The 14,292-nt window shown below is 52.4% G+C and carries 9 protein-coding genes; 7 read left to right on the top strand and 2 right to left on the bottom strand.

What is annotated here, in order from left to right; all coding sequences use genetic code 11:
- Window positions 1–226: 226 nt before the first annotated feature.
- Window positions 227–5,152 (top strand): S-layer homology domain-containing protein, encoded by a 4,926-nt coding sequence (locus EV294_RS08520; protein WP_243711602.1) that lies wholly within the window; start codon window positions 227–229, stop codon window positions 5,150–5,152.
- Window positions 5,153–5,197: 45 nt separating this feature from the next.
- Here EV294_RS08520 and argC read toward each other — a convergent pair whose 3' ends face one another.
- Window positions 5,198–6,202: an N-acetyl-gamma-glutamyl-phosphate reductase gene (gene argC, locus EV294_RS08515; protein ID WP_243711601.1), complete on the bottom strand. Its 1,005-nt coding sequence runs from the start codon at window positions 6,200–6,202 to the stop codon at window positions 5,198–5,200.
- Window positions 6,203–6,313: 111 nt separating this feature from the next.
- On the opposite strand from argC, the gene EV294_RS08510 reads away from it, so the two are divergent.
- Both EV294_RS08510 and EV294_RS08505 read left to right on the top strand, forming a co-directional pair.
- Window positions 6,314–7,051 carry a DUF4184 family protein gene (locus EV294_RS08510; RefSeq protein ID WP_132305799.1) on the top strand — a complete coding sequence of 246 codons (738 nt, stop codon included), beginning with the start codon at window positions 6,314–6,316 and terminating at the stop codon, window positions 7,049–7,051.
- A 62-nt stretch (window positions 7,052–7,113) separates the two neighbouring features.
- Window positions 7,114–7,761, top strand: a complete 648-nt coding sequence (locus EV294_RS08505) for an SGNH/GDSL hydrolase family protein (protein WP_132305797.1) — start codon at window positions 7,114–7,116, stop codon at window positions 7,759–7,761.
- 16 nt (window positions 7,762–7,777) lie between these two features.
- Here the strand turns inward: EV294_RS08505 and EV294_RS08500 are convergent, their stop codons facing one another.
- Window positions 7,778–8,707, bottom strand: coding sequence for a helix-turn-helix domain-containing protein (locus tag EV294_RS08500; protein WP_132305795.1), 930 nt, complete (start codon window positions 8,705–8,707; stop codon window positions 7,778–7,780).
- Window positions 8,708–8,830: 123 nt separating this feature from the next.
- On the opposite strand from EV294_RS08500, the gene EV294_RS08495 reads away from it, so the two are divergent.
- From EV294_RS08495 to rhaA, 4 genes are all read left to right on the top strand, one after another.
- A complete protein-coding gene (locus EV294_RS08495) occupies window positions 8,831–9,718 on the top strand; it encodes a sugar phosphate isomerase/epimerase family protein (RefSeq protein WP_132305793.1) in 888 nt (295 codons plus the stop codon).
- A gap of 13 nt (window positions 9,719–9,731) precedes the next feature.
- The gene (locus tag EV294_RS08490) at window positions 9,732–10,784 is read left to right on the top strand and encodes a Gfo/Idh/MocA family protein (RefSeq protein ID WP_132305791.1); all 1,053 of its coding nucleotides are present in this window, start codon (window positions 9,732–9,734) and stop codon (window positions 10,782–10,784) included.
- A gap of 150 nt (window positions 10,785–10,934) precedes the next feature.
- The gene (locus EV294_RS08485; protein ID WP_132305789.1) at window positions 10,935–13,004 is read left to right on the top strand and encodes a bifunctional aldolase/short-chain dehydrogenase; all 2,070 of its coding nucleotides are present in this window, start codon (window positions 10,935–10,937) and stop codon (window positions 13,002–13,004) included.
- Between the two features lie 19 nt (window positions 13,005–13,023).
- Complete coding sequence (rhaA, locus tag EV294_RS08480) at window positions 13,024–14,283, top strand: L-rhamnose isomerase (RefSeq protein WP_132305787.1); 1,260 nt, start codon at window positions 13,024–13,026, stop codon at window positions 14,281–14,283.
- Window positions 14,284–14,292: the final 9 nt, after the last annotated feature.

Here is a 14,292-nt window from a genome sequence, read left to right as displayed (position 1 = left end):
TATATTTAACGCTATAAAATGGCGATTTTAACTTAAAGGCGGTTCATTTTATCTAAACAAGTTATTGAAATCGATTTCAATTGATGATATTATCCAATTCAGGAAAGCAGCAAGACATACATCATGGGAATCAAAAAAGAAAGGGGAGGAGGAAGCAAGGCTTATTCAATAGTTGATCCACTAGTAACCGCAATATTACAAAACTTTCTTGAGAGGGGCTTGAAGCATGGAAGTAAGCCTGTGGAAACGGATGGCCGCGCAGACCCTGGTCGCCGGTCTTGTTGTCTCCAGCTTTACCGGCATTGCGCTGCCGGCGGTAGCGGCAGATTCCGGTGATCCGGTGAATGTATGGATGACCACCGGAGACAAGAGTAATTTGTTAACCAAGCAGCCGGATGTCGCGTTCGAAACAAGCGGCGCGCCGGCGGAGCTGACGATTGACGTAGACGAGAAAACGAAGTATCAGACGATTGACGGCTTCGGAGGCGCTCTAACGGATTCTTCGGCGTATGTCATTTCCCGAATGGATAATCAGGCGAAAGACGCTTTGATGAATAAGCTGTTCAGCCGCGAAGGCGACGGCGTAGGCTTTAGTTATATGAGACTGCCGATGGGCGCAAGCGATTTTGCAACCAGCATCTATACTTACGACGATATGCCCCCGGGAGAGACGGATCCGGATCTGGAGCATTTCTCGATTGCTCATGACAGCGCATACATTATTCCGTTCCTCAAGCAGGCGCTGCAAATCAACCCGGATTTAAAAATTATGGGCACGCCTTGGAGCGCGCCGGGCTGGATGAAAACAACGGACTCATCGGTTAAAGGAAAGCTGAAAGAAGAATATTACGGGGTTTACGCGCAATACTTCGTTAAATTCATTGAAGCCTATGAAGCGGAAGGAATTCCAATTGACGCCGTCACGCTTCAGAACGAACCGCATTTCGAACCGGCCGATTACCCGGGGATGAGAATGGAACCGGAGGATCAAGCGAAGTTCGTGAAGGATTATCTGGGACCTGCGTTTGAAGAGGCTCAAATCGATACCAAAATTGTCGTCTGGGATCATAACTGGAGCGAGCCGGACTACCCGATCGAGGTTCTGAACGACCCGGACGCGAAAAAGTATATTGCCGGTTCCGCCTTCCATGGCTATTCGGGCAATGTCAGCGCGCAATCGCTTGTTCATGACCAGCATCCGGACAAAGATATCTACTTTACGGAAAGCTCCGGCGGTGAATTCGCGCCCGATTTTGCCGGCAACGTGCAGTGGGATACTCAGAATCTGATTATTGGCGCTGCCCGCAACTGGGCTCGCACATCGCTCAAATGGAATATTGCGCTTGACGAGAATAATGGTCCGTATGTCGGCGGATGCTCGGACTGCCGCGGTATCGTAACGGTTGACAGCGGCACGGATGAAGTCAAATACAATGAAGAGTTTTATGCTTTTGGGCAGGCCAGCAAATTTGTTCTGCCGGGAGCACAGCGGATTAAGTCCAATACATTCGGCGCGGGCAGCATCGAGGATGTTGCGTTCGTCAATAAGGACGGTTCCAAAGTTCTGGTAGCCTTGAACTCGTCGAAGCAGCCGAAGGACTTTAAAGTACGCTGGGGGTCCAAAAGCTTCGTGTATACGCTTCCTGCCGGCGCCGTAGTCACCTTCGTATGGAACGGAACGCAGGACAGCGCGGCTTCAATCAGCCCTTATGCGGCCCTGCAGGCTGAAGATTACAGTGAAATGAACGGCGTAACAACCGCAGTGACCACGGACACCGGCGGCGGCCTTTCTGTCCATGCAACGGGGGATGGCAGCTACATCGCATTTGACAGCGTTGAATTTCTGAATGGAACGGCAAGCGTAAAGGTGAGAGCGCAATCGCAGGGCGACGGCGGCATCGAGTTCCGTCTCGACCGTCCGGACGGCGCATATGCCGGCGGCGTTGATCTCACGGAAACAAGCGGTGCATGGATTACAAAAGCCGCTCAAGCGGAAGCCGTAAGCGGCAAACACAAATTGTATGTCGTATTCCGAGGCAAGGTAAATCTGAACTGGCTTCAATTCTCTTATGATTTTGTGCAAAGCAGCTATAACTATTTGAGCATCGGAGGCAGCTTTGAAGAAGGCGGACTTGCCGGATGGAATGGCTGGACACCGGAAGGTCAAGCAACCGCCCAAAAAGCGGATAGGGATAATCCGAGAACCGGGTCGTTCAAGCTTACGCATTATTTAGGCGGCAGCACGCCATATGAACAGACCACTTACCGCACGGTGAAGGTTCCTAACGGGACGTATAAAGCATCCGTCTGGTATCAGAAGGGCGGCGATACGAACGTAAGCCTGGAAGCGAAGAAATACGGCGGCGCCGATCTGAGCGTGGCAGCGGCAACAACGGCTTACGTAGGGTCGTGGACGCAAATCGTTATTCCGGAAATTCAGGTGACAAACGGACAAGTGGAGCTGGGTATCCATTCTCTCAATAAGGGCGGCGAATGGGCTGCATTTGACGACGTGGAATTGATTCCGGTTATTGCAAAAGCTCCAGCTGCCGCACAAGGCACGAACGCTCCGGAGGCACCTCAAGGCGTCAAGGCAGAGCTGGACGGCGGTCATAATATCAAGCTGTCCTGGACAGAAGTCCCGGATGTGGACGGTTATAAAGTCTACCGCTCTACCGCTGATTCGGAAACCTCGGCAAACGGGGTATATCCGGATTACCGTCTGATTGGACTCGCGGCCGGAGAGGCGACCGGTTATGCGGATCAAGGTCTTCGAGGCAGTACGCTCTATTCCTACCGCGTTACGGCATTTAACGCAAACGGCGAGTCTGCGGCAAGCTCTTCCGCAAACGCAACTACAGCGGCAGGTTCGGATTCCGCAGCACCGTCGGCACCGGTTGGCCTTACAGCGGAGCCTGGAATCGAACAGGTTAAATTGGCTTGGGAGCCAAACGTCGAGAGCGATTTCCTGAAGTACAACATTTATGTCAACGGCTTTAAACGGGCATCGGTTGATCCCGCTCCGTCATCCGTCTATACGGTGACAAACCTGAAGGCAGGCACGCTTTATAGCTTTACTGTAAAAGCGGTAGACCAGGCTGGCAACGAATCGGCGGCAAGCAATGCGGTCACCGAGACGCCTACGGTAGCAAGCGTTCCGGTGCCTTTTCCGGAGAGCAATCTCGATTTCGAGACAACGGGCAGCGATGGCAAGCCTACCCTTGCCCCATGGCAGGAGTGGCATCCGGGTACGCAGTCGAATGCTTCGTCAATCGACAACGATAACCCGCGCGGCAAATATAAAATGACTCATTGGTCCGGCTCGGCTTACCAGCAATCGAACTATCAGATGCTTGCCGTTCCAAACGGCTTGTATAAAGTTCAAGTGTGGGTAAGGACGGGCGGCGGACAAAACAAGTTCCAGCTTGAGGTATCGGGCTACGGCGAGAACGCGCCGCAGCTGACGAAAGACATGAGAGGCGCAAGCGGCAGCGTATATACTGCGTATGCGATCGACCGTATCGAGGTAACAAGCGGCAAGCTGCAAGTCGGCGTCTTCTCGGATGCGAAAGCCGGCAACTGGGCGGCGATCGACGATTTCGAAATCTACCGTTATCCGGATGCTACCGTAAGCGTAACAGGCGTAACGCTGGATAAAGCTCAGCTTGCCCTCGATCTGTCCAGCACCAAGACGGGCACGCTCACCGCAACGATTCATCCGGACAATGCGGAGAACCATAACCTTTACTGGAGCAGCAGTAATTCATCGGTTGCATCGGTAGCGGATGGCGTGGTAACGGCAAAAGGTACCGGTACGGCTCAAATAACCGTTACAACGGAGGACGGAGGCTTCACGGCTACAGCAACCGTGAACGTAACAAGCGGCGGCTCAACAACGACTCCATCCGCTGGCGGAGGAGTAGCGACCGGCCCAGTCGTCACGACTTCCGGCACCGGATCCACCATCGGCGGGTTTACGGCAATTACGGAAACAGCTCCTGACGGAGAGTCGTCGTCTGTTGTAAAAGTAGACGCAGTAATTCTGGCAAGCGCAGCTCAAGGGGGCAAAGCGCACTCGATTACAGTCGATTTGACTGAACTGAACGGGCAAAGCAACCGGCATGCAGAATTCCCTGTCTCTGCGCTTGCCGAGCTTTTGAAGAATAACAAGGCGTTAACAATCACCGTCAAAACCGGTCTGGGAACGTATGAGCTTCCTCTGCAGGCCCTGCTTAGCATCTCCGTAACAAACGAACAACAGCTTCGCGTAGGAATCAGTCCGGTATCCGATGCCGTTAAGCATGCAGGCGAGCTGGCTTTGCAGCAGCAAAACGGTACATTGGTTGGAACTCCCGTTCAATTTAACGTATGGGCAGGCAGCCATTCGAATTGGCAGGAGGTTAAGAGCTTTGGCAGGCAGTACGTAACCCGTACGATTCCGCTTGGCAAACCCGCCTTGAAGCCAACCGCAGCTGTTGTAATCGGTTCGGACGGCTCGGCAACTCCGGTGCCAACAACGTTTGTTACCGATGCAAACGGTAACGTTACCGCGGTAATCCGCACGAATCATAACAGCGTCTACGCGGTATTGGCAATAAACAAATCGTTTGCCGATACGAAAGGGCATTGGGCTGAAAAAGAGATTAGCGCTCTTGCTTCGAGCTTCATTCTGCATGGTGAAACCGCCGATCGATTTGCTCCTGAGCAGCAGTTAACCCGTGCGGAGTGGGTGGCGATGCTGACGCGGACTCTTGGCTTGACAGCAGGCAGCCCGGCAAGCAGCTTTAAGGATGTAACCGCGAATGCCTGGTATGCCGACGCGGTAGAGGCAGCAACAGAAGCGGGTATCATTCAAGGCTTTACGGACGGAACGTTTCGTCCGAATGACAAAATCACAAGACAGCAGCTTGCCGTAACCGCGGCTAATGCCCTTGCTTTTGCGGGCAAGTCGCAAGCAGCCGGCGCAGATCAGCTTGCGGCCTTGAAGGATGGCAGCGAAATCGCAGCCTGGGCAGCCGACGCGGTGGCGTTATCGCTGAAATCCGGACTGATTAAAGGGACGCCGGAAGGCTGCTATTACCCGGATAAAACGGCAACGCGCGCGGAAGCGGCAACGATCCTGTACAGACTGATTTCAACGGTTCAAGTTTAATAAACAGCAGAGCCGGCTATCCCATGGATAGCCGGCTTCTTTTTGTTAGAGGATCAGACCGGACGCTTCGTCAAATCCCAGCATCAAATTCATATTTTGAATAGCAGCACCCGAAGCTCCCTTGCCTAGATTATCGTATCTCGAAACAATCGTAATATGATCGTCCTGTCCGAAAACAAAAATTTCTAGCCGGTTCGTGTTCATGCCTTCGCCAATCAGAAAATGACCGTCCTCCAAATAGGCTTCCGAATCGTAGGGCATGACCTGAACAAATCGTTCCGATTCGTAATAGGCGGCCAATATTTCATGCACTGTTTTTGCGGATGCTTTTTTAGCCATGCTTCTTCCTGTTAACGGAACCGTCATTGCCAGTCCTTGGGGGTAATTTGCTTTGATAGGGGTGAATAATGGCTCATACTCAAGTCCTGAGAACATGGCCATTTCGGGTAAATGCTTATGTTTATGCAGCAAAGAATAAGGTCTCGGAACCTGGAGTTTAGTGATGGAAGCTGAGTCTGCATGCTCGTATTCGTCAATTCCGCTTTTTCCGGCCCCCGTATAGCCCGAGATCGAATAACAGGAAGCGGGATAGTCCTTCTGAAGGACACCGGATTCTATTAAGGGTCTAACCGAGAGGATAAAGCCGGTGGCATGGCAGCCTGGCACGGAAATTCTCGATGAGGATTTTATCCGTTCCCGCTGGTGTTTCAATTCCGGCAACCCATATGCCCAGTTTTTGTCCGTTCTGAATAATGAGCTTGCGTTGATTAATTTCGTCTTGTCATTTTTGACAAGCGAGATGGATTCTTTGGCAGCCGAATCGGGAAGACAGAGGAATGCGAGATCCGCATCATTAAGTAGTTTTTCCCGTTCTTTGGGGTCCTTTCTTTTCGCGGGATCAATTTTTAGAATTTCAATCGATGAAAAACGGGTCAAATAATCAAGCAGCTTGAGGCCAGTTGTCCCTTCTTGACCATCCACAAATATAGTGTGCGTCATAAGCAACCTCCAAGTAAGAATATAAATACATTTACTTGTATAAATATACACGTAGTTTTTGCGGATGACCAGTCTTTTTAAATTTATGAAAATCTTGTAACCTTTTGCTTTTCCGTTCGTCTATAACCTTTAGAAATAAAGTATAGATTGGAGCCCGAAGGGATGCCTTATACGTTAGCTCATCCGATATTTGCTTATCCGTTAAAAATGATAAATAGAAAATTTTTGAGCGTCACGGGCCTGGTGCTGGGCAGCATGGGGCCGGACATGGAGTATTTTGTGCGCCTCGAGCCATATCAGTCCATCGGGCATACGGCAGCGGGCTTGTTCCTGCAGGTTATTCCTCTCAGCCTCGTTCTTGGACTTTTGTTTCATTATGTGGTCAAATCCTCGCTTGCGCTCCATTTGCCGTCGTTGTTTGATCTCGATAAACGCGCCTATCATCTGATCGACAGGTGGGATGTGGGAAGCTTTAAGGCGTGCTTCTTCTATCTGCTATCCGTGATTATCGGGTTCTATACGCATATCCTGGTCGACGGGTTTACGCATGAGAGGGGTTATTTTGTTCATCATTTGGATATTCTGAACCGGATTGTTTTTCTGAAGCTGCCTCTATTTAAAATGCTGCAGTACAGCTTCTCTCTGCTGGGATTGTCAACCATAACGATAACGATCCTTATCAGGCTGTATAAAAGCAACCCCAAGAATGACGATATTTTTGCCGTGCCTTCCTATCAAAAGTGGTTGTACTGGATGATTGTGTTTCTATGGGTAGTGCTGCTCACGGTATTGAAATTAAATGCCAGCGGTCTGCCGGCTATCAGTATTTTGGCTGTTGCCCCTGTCTCGGGAGTTTGCGTTGGTCTCGTGGCCGCTTCCATGATTTACAGAAGATCGTAGTCTTCTATAAAATGGGTGGGAAAGCTTTATATTTACTTCATATGCGGAGGGGAAGTTTTAGAATGGGGAAAGTGATTTTGTTCCAAGGCGATTCCATCACGGACTGCGGACGTTCTAGGGACGGGTATGCGGGCCAGCTGCTCGGGCAAGGGTACGCGTATCATATCGCCGGTCGGCTGGGCTGCGAGCAAGCGGAGGCCGGTCATCAATTCATTAACCGGGGCATTAGCGGGAACCGGGTATCCGATCTGTATGCGCGCTGGAATGAAGATGCGATTGCGCTTAAGCCGGACCTGCTCAGCATCTTGATCGGGGTGAACGATACATGGCGCATCATGGACAAGCTGCCTAGCGGCGCAACGGACCGTTTCGAGCGGGCTTACCGCGTTCTGCTGGAGGAGACGAAGGAAGTATTGCCGCATACCGGGCTTGTTCTATGCGAACCGTTCGTGCTGCGGACAGGCGTAACCGCCCGGGAGTGGAACGGCTGGCGCGATAGAGTAGAAAGGCAGAGCGAGGTTGTGAAGCAATTAGCCGAAGAGTATCAGGCGGTATTTGTGCCCTTCCAGCAGGCTTTCGATCAAGCGGCGGAAAAAGCTGAGCCTGATTATTGGCTGTTTGACGGCGTGCATCCAACGGCGGCCGGCCATTATTTAATGGCATCCGAGTGGCTGAAGGCGGTGCAAAACAGCCCGTTTGCCATTCATTAACCCGATGGAAATCCCCTTAGGCGATTGGCACGCTTAAGGGGATTTTGTTTGCGTCGGACAGCTGTTTTCTAAGCTGGGAAGGGGCAACGCCTTTGTACTTCTTGTACATCTTCGTAAAATAATTGGAGTTGTCGCAGCCGACGCGGCCCGCTATCTCGGTAATGGAAAGTTCGCCGGCGAGCAGCAACCGCTCCGCTTCATTTACCCGGCATACATTGACGTAGTCGATAAAGGTGCGGCCGGTCAGCTTTTTGAACATTTTGCAGAAATGATGGACGTTCAGGTTCATCCGTTTTGCCGCATCGGCGACCGTCTGCTTGTCCGCAAAGCTGGCTTCTATGTACTCGATTAATGCCTTGAACTGTTCGCGGTTATGCACGTATCGATTGGTCGCCTGCTCCGGAAGCTGCTGCGGAAGAAATTTGCGGGACAGCAATGTGAGCAGCATATGAAGCTGGGACTTCACCATCAGCTGATAAGCGGGCTGCTTCGCCTTAAACTCCGAATTGGCCTGCTCCAGCAAGTAATAATTGTCCGCGCAGGACGGATCGAGCAGAGTTGGCTTGACCGGGAGCTGAACGCGGCCCTCCAAATAAGGCAGAACATATTTCGTATGAAGGGAATCCTGCATCCAATTCTGGAAGAGGGAGCTGTTATAGACGATAGCCAGATACGAGATATCCCCTTCGCATAGACTGTAGCCGACATGAAGCGCACCGGCCGGCACAAATAAAACATCCCCCGGATATGCCTCGTACGATTCGCTGTCGATATGAAAGACGGCACTGCCTTGCTGCATGACGATAATTTCGAAATGCTCATGCCAATGCAAATAGAGAATCAGCTCGCCCGGCTTCTTCTGAAGAGCGCGGTTCGAAAAAAATTGAACCGGGTGCATTTTCTCGTCTATGCGAGTATTCTCGCGCAGTTCCTTCGGATAACTCATGAAAGACTCAACTCCACAATATAGGACTAGTAAAACACAAGAATGGTCGAGAATCGTCCATTTTCCCGCGCTATACTGAGGGTGCATTCAAAATTAATCCACCAAAATAGGAGTGGTAATGATATGACGAACATACTTCGGATCGGAACATTGGTTGGCGGAGGCGACGCGGTACGCGTTATTCCTCAGATTGCTCCTCACGGCTTCGAATCGTATAGCTTGACGTTCTGGCAAACAACGGGCGGCACGGATCTGGTTGAGACGGCGAAGCGGGTTCGCGAGCTGTCGGATGAATACGGTTTCATTATATCGACGGTTGGCATCTTTGGCAATCCGTTGACCGGTGCGGGTAATAACGCGGATACCCTTGCCAGCTGGGAAAGGCTGATCGATCATGCGCATTTGTTCGGGACGGACATCGTGTCCGGCTTTACCGGGCGATTGACCGGCGAGTCGATTGCCAGCTCTATTCCGCGGTACGCGGAGGTGTTCGGAGAACTGGGCAAGCGGGCGGCGGATAAGGGAGTCCGAATTGCGTTCGAGAATTGCGATATGGGCGGCACTTGGGAGACCGGAGATTGGAACATCGCGCATAACCCGACGGCTTGGGAAATGATGTTTAACGCGATTCCGTCCGACAATATCGGTCTGCAGTGGGAGCCATGCCATCAGATGGTCTCGCTGATCGATCCGATTCCGCAGCTACGCAAATGGGTGGACAAAGTGTTCCACGTCCATGGCAAGGACGCAACCATCGCATGGGATATCGTAAAGGAATACGGCATTCATGGTCCAAAACCGTTCGTCTGGCACCGGACGCCGGGCTTTGGCGATACGAACTGGACCGATATCATTACGATACTCAGACAAGCAGGCTATCAAGGAACGATCGATATCGAAGGCTGGCATGATCCGGTTTACCGCGACGAGCTGGAAATGACGGGACAAGTCCATGCCTTAAATTATTTGAAGCAATGCCGCGGCGGACAGTTTGTGCCGAATCCGAAATAGGGAGTGCATGCGAATGAGCGCAACGTATAAAGTTGTAGTAGCGGGCTGCGGAGGCATGTCGAACATCTGGATCGATACGGCCATCGAGCGCGATGATACCGAGATTGTAGCTTTAGTCGATATTAAGCAGGAGTTTGCCGAGAAAATGAGGGAGAAGAAGAGCCTGAGCTGCCCTACCTTTACCGATCTTGCAGAGGCTATTCAGCAGACCGGCGCTAATCTCGTCTTTGACGTGACGATACCGGCAAGCCATCACCGAATCGCAAGCACGGCCATGCAGCTTGGCTGCAACATCTTTGGGGAGAAGCCGCTCGCGGAAACGGCGGAGGAATGCAAGGATCTGATCCGGATTGCGGAGGAGACGGGAAAATCCCATGCCGTCATGCAGAACAGGCGGTTTGATCCCCGGATTCGCGCGCTGCGGCATCTGCTGGAAACGGGTACGATTGGCAAGCCGGGATTCGTGAACGCGGATTTCTTCCTGGGGCCGCATTTCGGCGGATTCCGGGAAACGATGGCAAGCCCGCTGCTGCTGGATATGGCGATCCATACGTTTGACCAAGCCCGCCTTATACTGGGAGCGGACCCGGTGTCGGTTTATTGCCATGAATTTAACCCGCCGGGCTCTTGGTACGAAGGGGCAGCCGCCGCTGTCTGCATCTTCGAAATGTCGGACGGCTCGGTGTTCAATTACCGGGGTTCCTGGTGTGCGGAAGGCGCGAATACGTCTTGGGAAGCGGACTGGAGAATCACCGGCGAGAAGGGTACGGCGATATGGAATGGGCATGATGCGCCGTATGCGGAAGTCGTCGCGCCGGAACCGCAGGATGGGAAATTCATCAAGTCGTTTGTGAGGATAGACGCCGATTCTGGAGTCATGGATGCCCATTCGGAAAGAACCGGGCATCCGGGCTGTCTGGACGAAATGTTCCTTTCTCTTCAGGAAAACCGCAGGGCGGAAACCGACAGCCGGGATAACCAATACAGCATGGCTATGGTTAATGCGGCACTGGAAAGCGCGCGGACCGGGCAAAAAGTAACGATTGAGGATTTTATTCAAAGGTAGCGGATTGCAAGGAGCGGGGAGCGGGAGCTGTCCCGCTCTTTTGTTTTTGAATATATTTGTTTATGCCCGAAATATTTTTGTTTTCAAATATAAACAAACATGTTACTATCAAAACATAAAGATAAAACAACGTATTCGGAGGTAAACAAAATGGTACAAAGCTTATGGCAATCATCTAAAGCATCTGAATTTACGAACGGACTCGATCAATTGGTTTATCGCTCTAACCTGATCGGAGCAGACCGCCGCGTGTGCAACATTTACGGCGGCAATACTTCCACGAAAACAACGGTAAAAGATTTCCGCGGCCGCGATATTGAAGTGATGTACGTGAAAGGCAGCGGTTCGGACCTTGGTTCGATGAAAGCGGCGAACTTCACCGGTCTCCGCATGGAGGATATCCGTCCATTGTTCGAACGCGATGCCATGACAGACGAAGAGATGGTTGCTTACCTTGGCAATTGCATGATCGACGCGAAGCATCCGCGTGCTTCGATCGAGACGCTGCTGCATGCCTTCCTGCCATTCAAGCATGTGGACCATACGCATCCGGATGCGATTATCAGCCTGTGCTGCGCGGATAACGGCCGCCATCTGGCGGAAGAGATTTTCGGCAACCGCTTCGTATGGGTGCCTTACGTGCGTCCTGGCTTTACTCTATCGAAAATGATCGCGGAAGGCGTGCTGGCTAATCCGAATGCCGAGCTTGTTCTGATGGAGAAGCATGGCCTCGTAACTTGGGGCGAAACGTCCGAGGAATGCTACGCGCAGACCATCAAGATTATTAATGAAGCGGAAGCTTTCATCGAAGCCCGCGTCAACGAAGCCAAATTGTTCGGGGGCGTGAAGCATGAAGCGCTTCCGGCAGAGATTCGCCGTCAAATCGTATCGCAGGTAATGCCTACGATCCGCGGAGCCGTATCCGACGTGAAGAAAATGATTCTCTCGTTCGACGATCAAGACGATGTGCTGGCTTTCGTTGGCGGCGCGGACGCTCCGCAGCTGTCGCAAGTAGGCGCAGCCTGCCCCGACCATCTCGTTCACACGAAGGTTGTTCCGCTCTTTATCGATTGGACGCCTAACGCGGAGGATATCGATGGCCTGAAGTCGAAATTGATTGAAGGCGTTGCCGCTTATAAAGAGCAATACAAAGCTTATTTCGAGGAAAACAAAAATGAAGGCGACGTGATGTTCGAAGCGGCTCCGCGCGTGATCCTGATTCCTGGTATTGGCATGATCAACACGGGCAAGAGCTGGGCGCTGTCGCAAGTGAGCGGCGCTTTGTACCACCGTGCCATTTCCGTTATGCGCGGCGCGACGGCGCTTGGCAACTTCGTGTCGCTGAGCGCGAACGAGTCGTACAACGTGGAATACTGGCCGCTTGAGCTTTACAAGCTGTCGCTGGCTCCGGCTGAAGCCGAATTCTCCCGCAAGGTTGCCTTTATTACGGGCGGTGCCGGCGGGATCGGCAGCGAGACGGCCCGCCGCCTCGTATCGGAAGGCGCGCATGTCGTGCTGGCCGACTTGAATCTGGAAGGCGCGGAGAAGGTTGCGCAGGAAATTAACGACAAATACGGCGAGAACCGCGCTTATGCCGTGAAAATGGACGTTACGGACGAGCAAGCGGTACAGGCAGCTTATGCGGAAGTAGCCCTCGTCTACGGCGGCGTGGATATTATCGTCAACAACGCTGGCCTGGCAACATCCAGCCCGTTTGACGAAACCTCCCTCAAAGAATGGAATCTGAATATTAACGTCCTTGGAACCGGTTATTTCCTTGTTGCCCGCGAAGCGTTCAAGCTGATGAAGCAGCAGGGCATTGGCGGCAACATGGTGTTCATCGGCTCCAAAAACTCGATCTTCGCAGGCAAAAGCGTTACGGCTTACAGCTCGGCGAAAGCGCTGGAAGCTCATCTGGCACGCTGCATCGCTGCGGAAGGCGGCGAATTCGGCATTCGCGTCAATACGATTCTGCCGGATGCGATACTGCAGGGCTCCGCGATCTGGAATGGCGCATGGCGCAACGAACGCGCCGCGGCTTACGGCATCGAGCCGGACCAATTGGAAGAGCACTACCGCAAACGGACTACGCTGCTCGTCAATATTTATCCGAGAGATATCGCCGAAGGCATTGCTTTCTTCGCATCCTCGAAATCGGACAAAACAACCGGCTGCATGCTGACGATTGACGGCGGCGTACCGGCTGCATTCACACGCTGAGAAGGAGGCCCCCATACCGATGGACCAAAATGTAAAGCAAGCTTATGAAGCGGCGAAAGCATTGTACGCCCAGCATGGGATTGATACGGATGAAGTACTGCGCAAGCTGGAGACGGTCAAAGTCTCCATGCATTGCTGGCAAGGCGACGACGTAAAAGGCTTCCTGAACGCGGACCAGGAATTAACCGGCGGCATTTCGGTTACCGGCCAATATCCGGGCGCGGCAAGAACGCCGGAGGAGCTTCGCTCCGATCTGGAGAAAGCCTTCTCCCTCATTCCGGGCAAGCATAAAGTAAACCTTCACGCGATCTATACGGATACGAGCGAGAAGGTTGAGCTGGATCAGCTTGAACCTCGTCATTACGAAAACTGGGTAACCTGGGCGAAGGAGCAAGGGCTTGGACTCGACTTTAATCCAACCTGCTTCTCTCACGAGAAATCGAGCGACGGCTTTACGCTGAGCCATCCGGATCCGGAGATCCGCCAGTTCTGGATTGACCACTGCAAGGCTTCCCGCCGAATCGGCGCTTACTTTGGCGAGCAGCTGGGCCAGACCTGCGTGACCAACGTCTGGGTTCCGGACGGCTTCAAGGATAATCCCGTAGACCGGATGACTCCGCGCAAACGACTGAAAGCTTCGCTTGATGAAGTGTTTGCGGAGCCGCTTGATCCTAAATACAACCTGGATGCGGTGGAGAGCAAGCTGTTCGGGCTTGGTTCGGAAGCGTATGTCGTTGGCTCCCACGAATTTTATATGGGCTACGGCTTGCAGAATAACAAGCTGATCTGTCTGGATGCGGGTCATTTCCATCCGACGGAGGTCATCTCGAATAAGCTGTCATCTCTTGCTCTGTTCACAAGCGGCATTCTTCTTCACGTGAGCCGTCCGATGAGATGGGACAGCGACCATGTCGTCATCATGGACGATGAGCTGCTTGAGATCGGCAGAGAGCTGGTTCGTCATGATCTGCTGGGCACAACCCATATCGGTCTCGATTTCTTCGATGCCAGTATTAACCGCGTAGCCGCTTGGGTGGTTGGCACGCGCAACACTATCAAGGCTTTGCTACGCGCGATGCTCGAGCCGGTGGAAACGCTGAAAAAAATCGAGCTGGAAGGCGACTATACGACGCGCCTTGCGCTCACCGAAGAGTTCAAATCGTATCCGTTTGGCGCGATCTGGGATTACTATTGCGCGACAAAAGGCGTTCCGGTGCGCGAGCAGTGGATCAGCGAAGTGAAAGAATACGAACGAAACGTATTGCAAAAGCGCGATTAGGAGGGCGAC

Source organism: Paenibacillus sp. BK033 (assembly GCF_004345425.1).
GTDB lineage: Bacteria > Bacillota > Bacilli > Paenibacillales > Paenibacillaceae > Pristimantibacillus.
Note: the sequence above shows the minus strand (reverse complement) of the source record. Positions and strands in the feature narration are given on the sequence as shown.